At 63.8% G+C, this 16,739-nt stretch carries 9 protein-coding genes; 8 read left to right on the top strand and 1 reads right to left on the bottom strand.

Annotated elements, in window-relative coordinates:
• The first annotated feature begins 39 nt into the window (after positions 1–39).
• The 4 genes from H8M03_RS06075 (at position 40) to H8M03_RS06060 (ending at position 10,730) form a co-directional block, all read left to right on the top strand.
• A complete protein-coding gene (locus tag H8M03_RS06075) occupies positions 40–2,385 on the top strand; it encodes a M10 family metallopeptidase C-terminal domain-containing protein (RefSeq protein ID WP_187480834.1) in 2,346 nt (781 codons plus the stop codon).
• A gap of 215 nt (positions 2,386–2,600) precedes the next feature.
• A complete protein-coding gene (locus tag H8M03_RS06070; RefSeq protein WP_187480833.1) occupies positions 2,601–5,135 on the top strand; it encodes a calcium-binding protein in 2,535 nt (844 codons plus the stop codon).
• A gap of 191 nt (positions 5,136–5,326) precedes the next feature.
• Complete coding sequence (locus tag H8M03_RS06065) at positions 5,327–9,115, top strand: calcium-binding protein (protein ID WP_187480832.1); 3,789 nt, start codon at positions 5,327–5,329, stop codon at positions 9,113–9,115.
• A gap of 103 nt (positions 9,116–9,218) precedes the next feature.
• Positions 9,219–10,730, top strand: a complete 1,512-nt coding sequence (locus H8M03_RS06060) for a S10 family peptidase (RefSeq protein ID WP_187480831.1) — start codon at positions 9,219–9,221, stop codon at positions 10,728–10,730.
• A 48-nt stretch (positions 10,731–10,778) separates the two neighbouring features.
• Here the strand turns inward: H8M03_RS06060 and H8M03_RS06055 are convergent, their stop codons facing one another.
• Positions 10,779–12,602: an autotransporter domain-containing protein gene (locus H8M03_RS06055; RefSeq protein WP_187480830.1), complete on the bottom strand. Its 1,824-nt coding sequence runs from the start codon at positions 12,600–12,602 to the stop codon at positions 10,779–10,781.
• 241 nt (positions 12,603–12,843) lie between these two features.
• Between H8M03_RS06055 and H8M03_RS06050 the strand changes: the two genes are divergently transcribed.
• From H8M03_RS06050 to H8M03_RS06035, 4 genes are all read left to right on the top strand, one after another.
• Positions 12,844–14,139, top strand: coding sequence for a L,D-transpeptidase family protein (locus H8M03_RS06050; RefSeq protein WP_187480829.1), 1,296 nt, complete (start codon positions 12,844–12,846; stop codon positions 14,137–14,139).
• 81 nt (positions 14,140–14,220) lie between these two features.
• Positions 14,221–14,760: a glycoside hydrolase family 108 protein gene (locus tag H8M03_RS06045; RefSeq protein ID WP_187480828.1), complete on the top strand. Its 540-nt coding sequence runs from the start codon at positions 14,221–14,223 to the stop codon at positions 14,758–14,760.
• Between the two features lie 4 nt (positions 14,761–14,764).
• The gene (locus H8M03_RS06040; protein ID WP_187480827.1) at positions 14,765–15,199 is read left to right on the top strand and encodes a 3TM-type holin; all 435 of its coding nucleotides are present in this window, start codon (positions 14,765–14,767) and stop codon (positions 15,197–15,199) included.
• Positions 15,200–15,238: 39 nt separating this feature from the next.
• Positions 15,239–16,705 (top strand): phospholipase D-like domain-containing protein, encoded by a 1,467-nt coding sequence (locus H8M03_RS06035; RefSeq protein ID WP_187480826.1) that lies wholly within the window; start codon positions 15,239–15,241, stop codon positions 16,703–16,705.
• Positions 16,706–16,739 lie beyond the last annotated feature (34 nt).

Genomic DNA, 16,739 nt, shown 5'->3' with positions numbered 1-16,739 from the left:
TGCGCAACCGGCGCAAGGCGTGCGCGTGTGGAGGTTTCAATGCCCGACATTCCCGCAGATTCGACGACGTCCGCCACCATTTCGGTCGGCGGCCAGATCCAGAACACACTGGAAGCGACGGGCGATCACGACTGGTTCAAGGTGAACCTGACCGCGGGCCAGAAAGTGGTGATCGCGGTCAACCTGGGCACGCTCGAGGATTCCTACGTATACGTGCGCAATTCGGCGGGCACCGTGCTGGCCGAGAATGACGACGGCGGGGGCGGACGCGGATCGCGCGTCGTCTTCACCGCACCAACGTCGGGGACCTATTACATCGATGTCGGGGCGTGGGAGCCGGACGAGCCGATCGACAATTATACCGGCACCGGATCCTACCAGTTGTCAGTGAATAATTACGTGCCGCCGGCGCCCGGCACGCTGGACGATTTCGCGTACCAGATGACGCACGGCTTCTTTCAGGGCGACGTCCATCGGTTCGACGTGACTCAGGGCGATACGCTGACCGTCGACCTGACCGCGCTGACTCCCACCGGCCGCGCGGTCGCGCTCGACGCGTTGCAGATCTGGTCCGACATCATCGGCGTGGCCTTCGTCGAACAGACCGGCGATGCGCACATCACGTTCGACGACCTCGACCAGGGAACCGGCGCCTTTGCCGATACCGTGCATTCGAACGGCATCACCACGTCGGCGATCGTCAACGTGTCCGTGTCCCGAACCAACTTGCATACGTTCATGCATGAAATCGGCCACGCACTGGGCCTCGGCCATACCAGCAATTCCAACGCCGGGACGGCGGGTGCGGTTTACCCCAACGATGCGATCTGGAGCAACGACGGCGCCGCGATCAGCATCATGTCCTACTTCGACAATGGCGAGAACACTTATTATTCGAGCCGCGGCTTTTCGCACTTGCCGATCATGACTCCGCAGGTCGCCGACATCATCGCGATCAGCAATCTGTACGGACTGTCCACGACCACGCGCGTGGGCAACACGACCTACGGGTTCAACAACACCAGCGGGCGCATCGGCTTCGACGCCGTCCAGCGCCCGAACGTGTCCTACACCGTGTTCGATTCCGGCGGGATCGACACGCTCGATTATTCGGGCTTTTTCGCGGCCCAGCGCATCAATCTCAACGCCGAGGAATTTTCGAACGTCGGCGGGCATGTCGGCAACGTCGTCATCGCGCGCGGAACGGTCATCGAAAACGCATTCGGCGGGGCCGGGCACGATATCCTGATCGGCAATACTGCAGCCAACCTGCTGCGCGGCAATGGCGGTGACGACCGGATCGACGGACGCGGCGGCGCCGATACGATGCGCGGCGGCGTGGGCGACGACACCTATTTCGCCGACACCGGCCAGGACCAGGCGATCGAACTTGCTGGCGAGGGCAACGACATCGTCTACAGCTCCGCCAATTACCGGCTGCGCGACCATGTCGAGAACCTCGTGCTGACCGGCAATGCGGCGCGCGGCTTCGGCAACGACGCAGCCAACCGCATCGTCGGCAACAGCGCTGCCAACGTGCTGGACGGGCAGGGCGGCGCCGATGTCATGCGTGGCGGACTGGGCAACGACACATATTATGTCGACAATGCCGGCGACCGCGCGATCGAATTGTCGGGGCAGGGGCGCGACACCGTCTACAGCTCGCTCAACATCCAGCTGTCGGCGAACGTCGAGGATCTGGTGCTGGTGGGCGCGGCAACGCGCGGCACCGGCAACACGCTCGACAACCGGCTGGTCGGCAACGGCCATGCCAACACGCTCAACGGCGGTCTGGGCGCGGATGTCCTGCGCGGCGGTGCCGGCAACGACATCTATATCGTCGAGAACGGCAGCGACCACACGATCGAGGACGCCGGCGCGGGACGCGACCGGGTGTATTCGACGGTCGGCTGGACGCTGGAAAGCAACGTCGAAGACCTGTTCGCGCGCGGCTCCGCAAGCATTGCCCTGACCGGCAACACTCTCGCCAACACGCTGTCGGGCAATGCCGGGAACAACGTCCTCGACGGACGCGCCGGCGCGGACGTGCTGCGCGGCGGTGCGGGGGCAGACACATTCGCGTTCCGCAGTGGCGAGTTTGGCGGACTGAGCTCTTCAACCGCGGACCGGATCGCCGATTTCAGTCGTGCCCAGGGCGACCATATCGACCTGCACCTGGTCGACGCGCACGTCGGACTCGCCGGCGACCAGGCGTTCGCATTCATCGGCACCGGCGCCTTCACCGGCGCGGCCGGGCAGCTGCGCTACCAGGTGATCAACGGCAACACCTACGTCTACGGTGACACCAACGGCGACGGCGCGGCCGACTTCCTCATCCGGGTGGATGGCGGGATCAATCTCGCCGCGGCGGATTTCATTCTCTGATCGTTCGCCGTGCGGATCGATCGCTCGTCAGGGAAATGACGCCGAGGCGGCACTGCCAGGGCTGATTGCGGAGCGTAACCAAGGCGAGAATCGTCGTCCCGAATTCCTCAGGACCGTGGCAAATACGCGTTTACTTCCAACGGGTTGACTAGAAGTTTAGGCCTCCGTACCCTTATCCTTAGTTAGGTACATAGCAAAGGATTCCGGGGGGAAAAATGCCAAATCTCTACGCCAACACGCCGTTTGACATGGTTGAACTCGTCCAGAGCGGGTCCCTGTCGGAGTTTTTCGAGTGGGGCGAAGTGATCCTCGCCAGCCAGCAGGAGTTCGTGGTCGAAGACCCCGAGACCAACGAGCGGCTGACCCTCAACGGCCTGTTCCAGGATTATAATTCCGAAGGCTATCCGACAGGCGGGCTGGTCACCGACATCGTCTATGCGATCAACGGCACGGACGTTTTCGCGATCTACGACGTTTCGATCACCGTTCAGGCTTTCACCGATTACGTTCTTGGCGACGATCTGGAAGGCCTTTTCTCGACCATCCTGTCCGGCGCCGACACGCTGGTCGGCACCGACGGCGACGACAACCTGATCGGTTTCGACGGCAACGACTTGGTCCGGGGCGGCTCGGGCAACGACGCGCTGTACGGCGGTGACGGCGCGGATCTGCTGGCCGAATATTCCAGCGACTACGGACCGTTCGGCGACGATTTCTATGACGGCGGCGCCGGGAACGACCGGGTGAGCTATTTCACCAGCGACGGACTCAACGGCGTCACGGTCAACCTCAATCTCGCAGGTCCGCAGAACACGGGACAGGGCACCGATACGCTCGTCAGCATCGAACACATCTCGGCGACGTACGGTAATGACACGCTGACCGGGAACGCAGCCGCCAACTGGTTCTGGTCCTTCGGCGGTTATGACGTCCTGTCGGGCAATGGCGGCAACGACTATTTCACCGTCGGTGCCGGCGACAAGGCCATCGATGGCGGCACCGGCGTCGACACGGTCGAAATCTTCGACCTTGGCTATGCGCAGATTTACCAGGCGAACGGCGGGATCAGCGTGTCGCTGATGCTGCAGGGCCAAGCGCAGTCGACGGGCACCGGCAATTGGACTCTGACCAACGTCGAGAACCTCGGCGGCGCCGAACTCAACGATGTGCTGATCGGCGACAATGCCAATAATGTGCTCGCCGGCAGCCTCGGATCGGACCGTTTGACCGGCAACGGCGGCAACGACTGGCTGTACGGCGACGGGGTCTTCTACCTCGACGACAATGGCGTTCAGGCGCTCGACCCTGATTATGATTTCGAAGGCCAGAGCGGGCAGGACATACTTAACGGCGGTGCCGGCAACGACCACCTGTTCGGCGGCAATAATAACGACCTGCTTTACGGCGGCGCCGGCAATGACGAGATCGATGGCGGAGCGGGCAATGACACCGCCAGCTACACCGACGCAACGGGCGGCGTGTCGGTCCTGCTCGGCTTTCTCAACCCGCAGGATACCGCCGGGTCCGGGATCGACACCCTGATCTCGATCGAGAACGTCGACGGGTCGAACTACGGCGACACGCTGACCGGCGACGACGGCGTCAACACCATCCGCGGCCTGGGCGGAGACGATCGCATCGTGGGCAACGGTGGCGACGACGTGCTTGACGGCGGGACCGGCGCCGACGTCATGCGCGGCGGCAGCGGCAACGACACGTATTATGCCGACAACGGCAGCGACATCGCGATCGAGCAGCCGGGCGAAGGCGTCGACACGGTATATAGTTCGGTCAACTACCGTCTTCGCGCCGACGTCGAGAACTTATTCCTGACGGGCACGGCGGTGCGGGCGTACGGCGGCGACGGACTCAACCGGCTTTACGGCACCGATTATGCCAACATCCTCGACGGCGCCGAGGGTGCCGACATCATGCGCGGCGGGCAGGGCAACGACACCTATTACGTCGATAACGACAATGACGCGGCCGTCGAACTGGCCAACGAAGGCTATGACACCGTCATCAGTTCGGTCAGCTTCAACCTTCGGTCGAACCTCGAAAGCCTGGAGCTGACAGGGTCGGCGGTGCGCGGATACGGCAATAACCTTGAAAACCGGATCATCGGCACGGACGGAGCCAACGTCATCAACGGCGGCTTCGGTGCCGACATCCTGCGCGGCGGCGACGGCAACGACATCTATTACGTCGAGACCGCCGGCGATCATACGATCGAAACCGAAGGGCAGGGTCGCGACCGTGTCTACACCACGATCAGCTGGACGCTGGAAAATAACGTCGAGGACGTGTTCGCGCGCGGCTTTGACGATATCGCGCTAACCGGCAACACATTGAGCAACCTGATCGTCGGCAATTCGGGCGACAACACGATCGACGGTCGCGGCGGAGCCGACAGCCTGCGCGGCGCGCTTGGCGCGGACACCTTCGTTTTTCGCGATGGTGAATTTGGCGGACTGTCGTCCTCGACCGCCGACCGAATCATCGATTTCAGCCAAACGCAGGGCGACATCATCGACCTGCACCTGGTCGATGCACATGTCGGCCTGGCCGGCAATCAGGCGTTCGACTTTATCGGTACCGGGGATTTCACCGGGGCTGCGGGGCAGCTTCGGTACCAGGTGATCAACGGCAACACCTACGTCTATGGCGACACCAACGGCGACGAAACGGCGGATTTCCTCATCAGGCTTGATGGCGGGGTCAACCTGACCGGCGGCGACTTCATCCTGTAACTGCGTGCGGCGCGCGCCTTGGCAAAGCGCGCCCGCCCGTTTGACTTTGCTCTCCCGCCATATACCTTCAATCAAGAGCGAGTCGTCGCGGCTATTAGCCCCCCCCCGCCGAAGTAACGGCGTAGTTCTGCAGAGCAGGCGCGGTTTAGGACGGCGGTAGTGACTTCGCTTCGGTACGGGAGGGCAGTCGCATGGTCGATATTCCAGCACATAGAAGCACAGATTCGGAGATCGCGGTCGGCGGATCGATCGTCGACCGACTGGAAGTGCCGGGCGATCATGACTGGATCCGCGTCGAGCTCACGGCGGGCCACCTGTATGTTTTCAACCTGTCAGGCACTGGCGACGACCCGCTAACTGATCCGTATCTCTACCTTCGCGATGCTACCGGCGCCTTGCTTACCCAGGACGACGATGGTGGGTCCGGCCTGAATTCGCGCTTGCAGTTTCAGCCGGAAACGACGGGCACCTATTATCTCGATGTCGGCGCTTATGAGAACCGGTACGGCGGTAGCTATCAGGTTGACGCTACCGAAATAGACATTTCGCAAGATATTCCGGGAGATCGAAGCAGTACGACATCAATCGGCATTGGCGAATCGTTGGTCAATCAGCTGGAATATTTGGGAGACCGCGACTTCATCCGTGTCGAGCTGACCGCAGGCCAATTCTACATTTTCGAGCTGTCCGGCTCAGGCAGCGATCCGGTTGGCAGCCCCAATCTGCGCCTTCGCGATTCGGACGGGGCAATTATCAGTAGTGATTCTTCCTATAGTTCCAGCACGTCGCAGCTGGCTTTTCAGGCGCCAGCAAGCGGGACCTATTATATCGATGTCGGGAGCCGCGCCACGGACGGGAGTGGCGGCTATCAGTTGACTGTCAATGAAATGGACCTGTCCAACGATATTCCGGGAGACAGGAGCACCACGACTTCCATAGAGATTGGCGGATCACTGGTCAGCCAGGTGGAGTATTCGGGAGACCGCGACTTTATCCGGGTCGAACTGACAGCGGACCATGTGTACACTTTCGACCTGTCCGGTGCGGGCAGCGACCCGCTTCATTACCCCTATCTCCGGCTGCGCAATTCGGACGGAGCAATCGTCGGTTTCGATCTTACCTATAACTACAACACGTCGCATTTGGAGTTTCGCGCACCAACGAGCGGGACCTACTATATCGATGTCGCGGGCCGCTATACGGAAAACGACGGCGCTTATCAGTTGAGCGTCGGCGAGATCGACCTGTCCAACGATATTCGGGGAGACAGGGGCACCACGACCTCCCTTGCGGTCGATGAATCGCTCGTCAGTCAGTTGGAATATCAGGGCGACCGCGACTTCATCCGGGTCGAACTGACCGCGGACCATGTGTACACTTTCGACCTGTCCGGTGCGGGCAGCGACCCGCTACGCTACCCCTATCTCCGGCTGCGCAGTTCGGACGGAGCAATCGTCGGTTCCGATCCTACCTATAACTACAACACGTCGCATTTGGAGTTTCGCGCACCAACGAGCGGGACCTACTATATCGATGTTTCGGGCCGCTATACGGGAAACGACGGCGCCTATCAGTTGAGCGTCGGTGAAATCGACGTGTCCAACGATATTCGGGGAGACAGGGGCACCACGACTTCCCTTGCGGTTGATGAATCGCTTGTCAGTCAGTTGGAATATCAGGGCGACCGCGACTTCATCCGGGTCGAGCTGACCGCGGGCCACGTTTACACCCTCGACCTGTCCAGTGCAGGCGGCGATCCGCTCCGCTACCCCTACCTCCAACTTCGCAATTCGGATGGAGCGGTGGTGGATTCCGATTCGTCCTATAATTACTTCACGTCACACCTGGAATTCCGGGCAGCGACAACCGGAACCTATTATGTCGATGTCCGAAGTCACTTTGCTGAGAACGATGGCACGTATCGGTTGAGGCTCGGCGAAATCGACGTCTCCCAAGACATCGCGGGAGACAGTACGACGACCGCAACCATCGATTTTGGTGAAGCCGTTACCGGTCAACTGGAATATATGGATGATCGGGATTGGTACCGGATTGACCTCACGGAAGGTCAGCGGATCGTCATAACCGGGTCGGGAACTGCCGACTCTCCCATCTTGCGCGACGCAAGCGGCGCCTATGTGGCGGCGCCCGCCTTCAGCTACTACAATTCAATGGCGCGGTTTGCGTTCACGCCCACGGCAAGCGGCACTTACTACATTGACGTCGGCGCTCGTGACGATGATTCCCGCGGCGTTTACGGACTGACCATCATCGAGAGCGATCCAATCGCTAGCAGTGGCAACACGGATTCGGTGTGGGGTTTCAATAATACCGCGGACACTTCCGATTTCGATCCAACCGCACGGGTCGATGATCTGGTCTATATCTCGGACATGGGCGGCATCGATACGCTTGACCTTTCCGGCTTCGCGCAATCGCAACGCATCAGCCTCAACCCGGGGACGATTTCAAGTTTCGGCGGTGGCGAGCGCAATCTGGAGATCGCTTCAAACACCGTCATTGAAAATGCGGTTGGCGGGTCCGGCAGCGACACCATTTACGGCAACGCTGCGAATAACGTGCTCCGGGGCAATGCTGGCAGCGATACTCTACAGGGCGATGCCGGAGACGACATCCTCGACGGAGGCGCCGGGCGCGACTATATGAGTGGGGGTTCCGGCAACGACACGTATTACGTCGATTTCGCGGGCGACTCGGTTTACGACCTTAGCGGCGACGACGTCGTTTATGCGGCACTAAATTACGTTCTGCCCTACAGCATCGAGCGGTTGGTACTAACGGGAGCGGCCATTTCCGGCACCGGCAACTCCCTGGCCAATCTCATCGTCGGGAACAGGCTTGGGAACGAGCTGGATGGGTTGGGCGGTAACGACGTGCTGGACGGGGGCGCCGGTGACGATGTCATGCGCGGCGGCATGGGCGACGACACGTTCATGGTCGACAGCATCGGCGACCGCGCCATTGAAAGCCTTCGCGGCGGCATCGATACGGTAATCAGCGAGGTCGACTATCAGCTCGGGCGCGAAGTCGAGAATCTTACCCTGGCAGGGACCGCAATCGCCGGGCTGGGTAACGGCGGCAGCAACGACATCCGTGGCAACGCGCTCGACAATTATCTAGACGGCGGACGCGGGGTGGACATTCTGCGTGGCGGCGCGGGCGACGATCTGTACATCGTCGATGATCGAGACCGCGTGGTCGAAGCCGCCGGCGAAGGCGTGGACAGCGTGCTGAGTTCGGTCAGCCTGGTCCTCAGCGATAATGTCGAGAACCTTTTCTTGCGCGGGGATGCGGTTCGGGCGGTCGGCAATGCACTGGACAACGTGTTGCGCGGCAATGGCGCGAACAACGTTCTCGACGGGCGCGCCGGGGCGGACGAGATGCGTGGCGGGGCCGGTGACGATTTCTACTTCGTCGACGACGCCGGCGACCGGGTCGTCGAAGCAACAGGCGCCGGCAATGACCGGGTCTACGCCCGGACCAGCTATGCCGCCGATGCCAATGTCGAAGACGTCATCCTGCGCGGCGGCGGGGCGTTCGACATCACCGGAAACGGGCTCGACAACGCGCTTGTCGGCAATGCCGACGCCAACCGGATCAACGGCGGTGCCGGTGCCGACACCATGCGCGGCGGCGGCGGTGCGGACGTGTTCGAATTCCGCGACAACAGCTTTGCCGGCCTGCGTCCGTCGACCAGCGACCGGATCGTCGACTTCCGCCAGGGTCAGGGCGATCGCATCGACCTTGACCTGGTCGATGCCGACACCACCCAGGCAGGGCGTCAGGACTTTGCGTTCATCGGCAGCGGTGCCTTTAGCGGGGCGGCGGGCGAACTGCGTTACCAGGTGATCAACGGCAACACCTACGTCTACGGCGACACCGATGGCGACGGTGACGCGAACTTCCTCATCCGGCTGGACGGAGCGTACACCCTCGTCGGGGGCGACTTCATCCTTTAGCGCTGGCAGCGGGCGGGCCGCTGGCCCGTTCGCCGATTACCGGGTTGCGTCCCGGCCCCGTCGCGGCTTCAGTCCGTCGGTGATCCGAGGGGGAGGACAGCCGATGAAACTTGCCGTGTTTGCATTGCTGCTGGGGGCGGCTGCCGTCCCGGCCATGGCGCAGGAAGCGCCTGCCCCGGCCAAGGCCGACGCGAAGCCGGCCGACCCGCCGGTCGCGACGGTCGTCCCGCAAGTCGTGACGACCCGGCACAGCGGCACGTTCGGCGGGCAGCGGATGCGCTATACCGCGACTATCGGCGAGACGATCATCGCCGCCGAGGACGGCACGCAGAAGGCGGCGATCGTCACCACGTCCTACGTCAAGGATCCGCGCGACACGGCGCGGCCGGTGACCTTCCTGTTCAACGGCGGGCCGGGCTCAGGATCGGTATGGCTGATGATGGGCGCGTTCGGACCAAAGCGCGTCGCGATCCCGTCCGACGCGCGTGACGACGGCGCGCCGCCCTATCCGATCCTCGACAACCCCGACAGCCTGCTCGACGTCACCGACCTGGTATTCATCGACCCGCCCGGCACCGGCTTTTCACACCTGATCGGGAAGACCGAGGGCAAGGAATTTTACGGCGTCACCGCCGACGCCAAGGCGGTCGCGGAAGTGATCCGCCGCTGGATCGCCGACAACGGGCGCTGGAACAGCCCCAAATATTTGGGCGGCGAAAGCTACGGGACGACGCGCTCGGCCGCGGTGGTGAACGAGCTGGAAGCGACGACGTACAACGACGTCGCGCTGAACGGCATCCTCCTCATTTCCACCGTGCTCGACTTTGCCGCGGGCGCCGACACGCCGGGCAACGAGCTTGGCTATATCACCAACCTGCCGTCCATGGCCGCGACCGCGCTGTACCACGGCAAGGCCAGCGCGCCGTCGGTCGAGGCATTCGTCGAGGAAGCGCGGCAGTTCGCCACCGGTGCTTACGCGGCGGCGCTGCTGAAGGGGCAGAAGCTGCCGCCGGAGGAACGCGCCTCGGTGCGCACTCAGCTGGCGCGTTTTACCGGCCTAAGCGAAACCTATCTCGAGCAGGCGGACCTGCGCGTGACGCCCGACCGGTTCTACAAGCAGCTGCTGCGCGACCGCGGGCTGACCGTCGGGCGGCTGGATGCGCGCTATACCGGCCGCGACTATGACAGCGCCGGGGAAAGCCCGGACAACGATCCCAGCTTCTATGGCATCGACGCGGGGTACACGGCGGCGGTCAACCAGTGGGAGCGCGAAGGCCTCGGGTTTCGAACAAGCCGCGAATATCAGTCGATCTCCGGCATCGGGGCGGAGTGGGACTGGCGCATCGGCGGTCGCGACAGCAACGCCTACCTGACGGTCGCGCCTTACATCGGTAAGGCGATGCGGGAAAATTCAGGCCTGCGGGTGTTCGTCGGGCAGGGGTATTACGATTTCGCCACGCCATTCTTCGCCGCGGAATATGCGCTGTCCCGAACCGGCATTCCGCAAGACCGGGTGGAGTTTCATTACTATCACGCGGGGCACATGATGTACGTGCGCGACGAAGACCGGCGCAAGCTGTCGGCCGACCTGCGCCAGTTCATCCGTTCGCGCTGAGAGGAAACGGTGCGAGGCGCCGGCCCTTGCGGCCCGGCGCCTGCCTGATCAGAAGCCGAAGCCCAGCCCGACGTGGCCGGACACCGCATTGCCGTCGTCGCGGCCGAACGTGGTCGACGCCGCGGCCTGGACGCTGACGGCGCCAAGCACGGAGGCTTCGAGACCGGCGGTGAGCCGGGCGTACACGTCCTTCGAGCGTTCCGGATAATCGAAGCGGTTGACGATCACCGGGGAAGCCGTCTGCGAGTAGAACAGCGTGCGGCTGTCGCCCGACAGGTCCTTTTGCGCCATCAGCGAGCCGTAGGGGCGGAAGCCGGTTCCGGCGACTGCAGCGGTGCTGCGCAATTCGACGCCAAGGCCGCCGGTCAGCGACTTGAACGACTGGTCGGCGACATTGAGCGTCAGCGCCGGATCGCCGGTTTCGGTGTAGCCGTCGATCTTCGCGCGGGCGTAATCGAGCGAGACGACGGGGCCGAGCGTGACGATGCCCATCGGCATCAGATACCCTGCCTTGGCGCCGGCGACGATGTGGCTGCCGTCCGGATCGGCGTCCATCGGCACGGCCACGCCGCGCCGGGTAATGTCATATTTGTCGCTGCCGTAACCGACGTGCGCCTGCGCGAACAGCGGCCCGAAGTTGGCGCCGCCGTAGGCCCCGATCTGGTAGCTGTCGCCGTCGGTCTTCAGCGCCTCGTTGCCGAAGCGGGCCTTGGGCCGCGTGTAATTGCCGGCGATGCCGACGACGCCGGCGGCAAGACCCAGTTCGACGCCGGCGGTAACGCCCGCACCGGACAGCCGGAACTGGTCGTTGGTCATCGACGCGCCGACCTTGCGGGAGAAGCCGTCGCCCATGATGAAGGCGCGGACGCCCGGCCCGCCGGAGCGCCCGCCAAGGTCGGTGCGCAGCGACATGGTGCGGCCGAACTGTTCGGCGGTATCGAGCGCGAGGTCGCTGGGCGCCTGGAGGACCAGCGGCGCGGTCAGCTGCGCGTCGATATATTGCGCGACAATGGCGAAGCCCGCCGACGTCAGGTGCAGGTTATCGACGTAGAACAGGAATTGGTTGGTGTAGGCGGTATTGCCGATACACTGCGGCGCGGGCGCGCAGGCGCCGGCACTGGACAGGCCGAACGCCTGCGGGTTGGCCGCTATCTGTTCGCCGACCAGGCTGAGGTCGAGGTAGTGAACGGTCACGCCATTGGCGGCATAACCGGCCAGCACGCTTTGCATCGCCGTGTTGAACGACGTCGAATAGGCGTTGCGAACCGCCTGTGCCGCGGGATCGCCGGCGATTTCCGGAAGGATGGCGGTGTTGCCGGCGAGGAAGCTGATGTTCTGCGCCCCGGCATCAACGAGGGCGTCGATGCCCGCGGTCGCATAGGCCACCGACCCGGCGACCGCAGTCGGCACGCCGGCGAGCGTGCCGCCGTTGCGCTGGTAGAAGCGCGCGTCGTTGCCGCCGATGCTGAACGTCACGAGGTCGTTGGCGTCGAACGTGCCGTCGACCGTCGGGAAGGGGCCGCCGCCGCCCGCGAGATAGGCGTTCCATTCGGTCGCGAAGCCGGGAATGCCCGGGCCGTTGACGTTGGTGTTGTCGCTGTTCGCGCCGCCGATGGCGAAATTGTAGATCGGCACGTTGAGGATCTGGCCCAGCGTGTCGATGTAGTTGGTGCCGCCCGAGAAGCGGCCGGTCGGGTAGACCTGCGGCGCCGGATTGAAGCCGATGATCTGGAACAGGTTGCCATCGTCGGCATAGCTGTCGCCAAAGGCGGTGATGCTGTCGACGCGCTGCGCCGAAGCGGGCGTTGCAGTAACCGCGATGGCGGCAAAAGACGCGCCCATCAGCGCGCGCAGGGCGATACGGCTTAGCATTGGTCGAAATCCCTCCACAGCGCCGCAGGGCGGCGCACCGCCGCGGATAATGACGCACTTCGCGCGGCGCGCAATCGCCTGAAAGCCACACTTTCGGTCAAATCCGCGCCTAATCCGCCCCGCTTTGCCCTTGCTGCCGGCCAAACACCGCATTCAGCGTTCCGCAAAGCGAACCAATGTACGCCTGCGACGTTGGATATCCGTCGAAATCTGGAGTGCCGGGCGACCGGCGCATGAACCTATGAAAGCTCTCGCCCTCATCCTCAGCGCCGCGGCGCTCGCCATGTCCGCCGATGCGGCTTACGCGCAGGCCTTTCCGCGCGGCGACGAGCCGATCGCGGTGCCGCGCAACGTCCGCCAGGGCATCGACTTCGTCTACGTCGATCCCGACCTCAGCACGGTCGCGCAACGGCGCCAGCGGCCGACCAACTGGCTGCTGCGTACGATCGGCTTCGATTGGGGTACGCGTGAAGCGCCCAGCCGGATGTTCGCCGACCTCGCCAACGGGCTGCGCGCCTATCAGGCGAGCTGGGGCCGCCTGCCGCAGGTCAAGGTGCCGGTGGGTCCCACTCTGAAGAAGGGCATGAGCGGCCGCCGCGTCGAAGTGCTGCGCACGCGCCTCGGCCTGTCGCCGGCCGGCGGCTATAACGACGAGGTCGTCAACATCGTCTCCGCGTATCAGCGGGTGCACGGGCTGGGCGCCGCCGACGGCATTGCCGGGCGCGACACGATCAGCTCCCTCAACCGCGGCGCGGACCATTACATCCGCCGCATCGCGATCAACATGGAACGCGCCTTCCGGCTGCCCAAGACCGGCAAGTTCGACCGGTACGTGGTGGTCGATTCCGGCGCCGCCGAAGTGTATCTGTTCGACCGCGACCGAGTGGCCGACGGCATGCGCGCGGTGGTCGGGTCGCCCAAGACCAAGACGCCGATGATGGCGGTGCTTTTGCGCGATGCGTTGGCCAACCCATACTGGAACGTGCCGCCCGAGCTGGTCCGTTCGCTGACCGCCAAGCGGATCGGCAAGGAGGGGCTCTCCTACCTTAAGAACTATCATTACGAAGTGCTGTCCGACTGGGGCAACAACGCTACGCTGATGGATCCGAAGGCGGTCAACTGGAAGGCGATCGCGTCCGGCCAGAAGCAGCCGACCATCCGCGTCCGGCAGAAGCCGGGGCCGTGGAATTCGATGGGCGAAATGAAGTTCGAGATGCCCAACGATTACGGCATCTATCTGCACGACACGCCGCACAAGGAACTGTTTTCCGCCAGCGACCGGTGGGTCAGCAACGGGTGCGTCCGGCTGGAGGATTACAAGCGGTTCGCGACCTGGCTGTTCGGCGGCGTGCCGGGCAATGGCGTCGTCAACGAACAGCGCTTCGAAGTGCCGCGACCGGTGCCGGTGTTCATGACCTACATGACCGTCGCGCCGAAGGGGAATGGCGTGGTGTTCCGCGGCGACCCCTATGGCTTCGACGCGCAGGCGATGGACCAGATGTTCGGTCCGGCACGGCAGATGGCCTCGATGGATTAGGCCTGCGGGGCAAAAAACCGCTTTCCTAAAATAACCTATTTGGTTCAAACCTCTCTCGACTCGGCAATCGGGAGAGGTTCGATGGACATCGACGAAATGATCGAGGCGCTGATCGAGCGCGAGGGTGGCTATATCAATCACCCAAGCGATCGCGGCGGCGCGACCAAATATGGGATCACCGAGGCGGTGGCCCGGGCTCATGGCTTTGCCGGCGCGATGCGCAACCTGCCGCGCGACGAGGCGACCGCGATCTACAAACGGCTGTACTGGCATCGCCCGCGGTTCGACGAGGTGGCCCGCCGCTGCGCAACCATTGCCGCGGAGCTGTTCGACACCGGCGTCAACATGGGTCCCGCGGTTGCGGCGACGTTCCTGCAGCGCGCGCTGTCGGCGCTGAATCGCGAGCGGCGCGACTATCCCGACCTTGTCCCCGACGGCCGGATCGGCCCGGCAACGCTGGCCGCGCTCGACCGCTTCCTCAAGGTTCGCGGCAACGGCGGCGAAAGCGTGCTGCTGAAGTCGCTCGATGCGCTGCAGGGTGAACGCTACATCCGCCTGGCCGAACGGCGGCCGGCCAACGAGGCTTTCCTCTACGGCTGGCTTGCGAACCGCATCGGTTAGGCCAATGCGCGCGGAATTCGGCCAGCTCTTCAGTCCCGACCCGGTGACCGGACCGCTGGTGCGCCTGCTCGATGCGACCGTCGCCGACCCGCGGGCGCGGGACAAGGCGAAGCTGGCGCTGCTCAAGCTGCGGGACGGGGAAGAGTGGCCGTCGCTCGAGGCGGAATTGCGCGCCGTGGCGGCTCGGGACGCCCGGAACGATATCTGGACGCGCCGGGCGCGGCCGAGTTTCCTGTATATGATGTATGCGCTGATCCTGTGGGCGATCCCGCTCGGCCTGATGGCCGCGATCCAGCCAGACCTCGCCCGGCAGGTCGCCGACGGCATGACGTCATACCTGCGGGGCATCCCCGAAGAACTCTACGCGCTCTTCGGTACCGGCTACCTTGGCTACACCGCCGCGCGCACCTGGGGGAAGGTCAAGGGCGTCGAACGTTAAGCCCAAGGAACGATCGGTCCAATTCCGGCTTTAAGGCGCATGAGCGTTTTCAGGCCGGGGGAAAATTGCTGGCGCGTCGAGCGCGCGGCGAAAGCGGCCGTGATTATCGACGCCTGCGATTATTACCGGACCGTTCGCCAGGCGATGCTGCAGGCGAAGGAGCAGATCCTGATCATCGGCTGGGACTTCGACCCGCGTATCGCGCTCGACCGGGACGACGGGGGCGAGGCGGACGAGACGTTGGGCGCGTTCCTGCTGCGGCTGGCCAAGTCGAAACCGGATGTCGATATCCGCATCCTCAAATGGGATTTCGGCGCTTTGAAAACGCTGTTTCGCGGGTCGGCGATGCTGTGGATCGCGCGGCTGGCCTTGCGCAAGAACATCCGCTTCAAGCTCGACGGCGCGCATCCGTCCGGGTGCAGCCATCACCAGAAGATCGTCGTGATCGACGACAGCTTCGCGGTCTGCGGCGGGATCGACATGACCGCCGACCGCTGGGACCGGCGGGACCATGCCGACGACGACCCGGGGCGCATGCGGCCGAACGGCAAGCCGTACGGTCCGTGGCACGATGCGACGATGGTCGTCCAGGGACCGGTGGCGGGGGCGCTTGGCGATCTTGCCCGGCGGCGCTGGCAAGTGGCGACCGGCCAGCAATTGCCTGTCCCCGGCGAGACCCGGCCGCTGTGGCCGGACACGATCGAATCCTGGTTCGAGGACGTCGAGCTGGCCGTCGCGCGCACCAACCCCTGCTACAAGGACAATGAGGAAGTGCGCGAGATCGAGGCGCTGTTTCTCGACCTGATCGCCGGCGCGGAGCGGTTCATCTACGCGGAAAGCCAGTATTTCGCATCGCCCAAGATCGCCGCCGCCGTTCGCGCCAAAATCATGGACAATGACACGTTCGAATTCGTGCTGGTCAACCCGGTGCATGCCGACGGCTGGCTGGAACAGGTGGCGATGGATTCCACCCGCGCCCGGCTTGGCGCGGTCATCGGCCACTCCGATCCCGACAACCGGTTCCGCATCTATACGCCGGTGACGAAGGGCGGGACGGACATCTACGTCCACGCCAAGATCATGATCGTCGACGACCGCATCCTGAAGGTCGGGTCGGCGAACATGAACAACCGCTCGTTGGGCCTCGACACGGAATGCGACCTTGCGCTCGACGCCAGCGATGCGAGCGCCGACCGGAAGCGGATTGCCGCCTTGCGGACCAGCCTGATGGCTGAACATCTTGGCGTCGAAGATGCCGAAGTGGAGGCGACCTTCGCCCGCAACGGGTCGCTGGTCGAAACTATCGAGGCGCTTCGCGGGGAAGGCAAGACGCTCAAGCTGCTGGAGTTCGAAAAGCTCGACGGCACGGCCAAATTCATCGCCGACACCGAATTGCTCGATCCCGAAAGCAGCGAGATGATGTTCGAGGGCTTTACCGACCGGTCCCTGTGGTCGCACCTGAAGACGGGCGCGCGACGCTTTGGCGGCCGCAAGGAGCGCGGCTGAGGTGCGAAGGTCGAAGGCAGGGCTCGCATTGGCT

The organism is Sphingomonas sabuli, assembly GCF_014352855.1.
Lineage (GTDB): Bacteria > Pseudomonadota > Alphaproteobacteria > Sphingomonadales > Sphingomonadaceae > Sphingomicrobium > Sphingomicrobium sabuli.
Note: the sequence above shows the minus strand (reverse complement) of the source record. Positions and strands in the feature narration are given on the sequence as shown.

Excerpts from the sequence above, each read along its gene's own strand:
- H8M03_RS06075 (WP_187480834.1), top strand. The coding sequence starts at position 40 with ATGCCCGACATTCCCGCAGATTCGACGACGTCCGCCACCATTTCGGTC.
- H8M03_RS06070 (WP_187480833.1), top strand. The coding sequence starts at position 2,601 with ATGCCAAATCTCTACGCCAACACGCCGTTTGACATGGTTGAACTCGTC.
- H8M03_RS06065 (WP_187480832.1), top strand. The coding sequence starts at position 5,327 with ATGGTCGATATTCCAGCACATAGAAGCACAGATTCGGAGATCGCGGTC.
- H8M03_RS06060 (WP_187480831.1), top strand. The coding sequence starts at position 9,219 with ATGAAACTTGCCGTGTTTGCATTGCTGCTGGGGGCGGCTGCCGTCCCG.
- H8M03_RS06055 (WP_187480830.1), bottom strand. The coding sequence starts at position 12,602 with ATGCTAAGCCGTATCGCCCTGCGCGCGCTGATGGGCGCGTCTTTTGCC.
- H8M03_RS06050 (WP_187480829.1), top strand. The coding sequence starts at position 12,844 with ATGAAAGCTCTCGCCCTCATCCTCAGCGCCGCGGCGCTCGCCATGTCC.
- H8M03_RS06045 (WP_187480828.1), top strand. The coding sequence starts at position 14,221 with ATGGACATCGACGAAATGATCGAGGCGCTGATCGAGCGCGAGGGTGGC.
- H8M03_RS06040 (WP_187480827.1), top strand. The coding sequence starts at position 14,765 with ATGCGCGCGGAATTCGGCCAGCTCTTCAGTCCCGACCCGGTGACCGGA.
- H8M03_RS06035 (WP_187480826.1), top strand. The coding sequence starts at position 15,239 with ATGAGCGTTTTCAGGCCGGGGGAAAATTGCTGGCGCGTCGAGCGCGCG.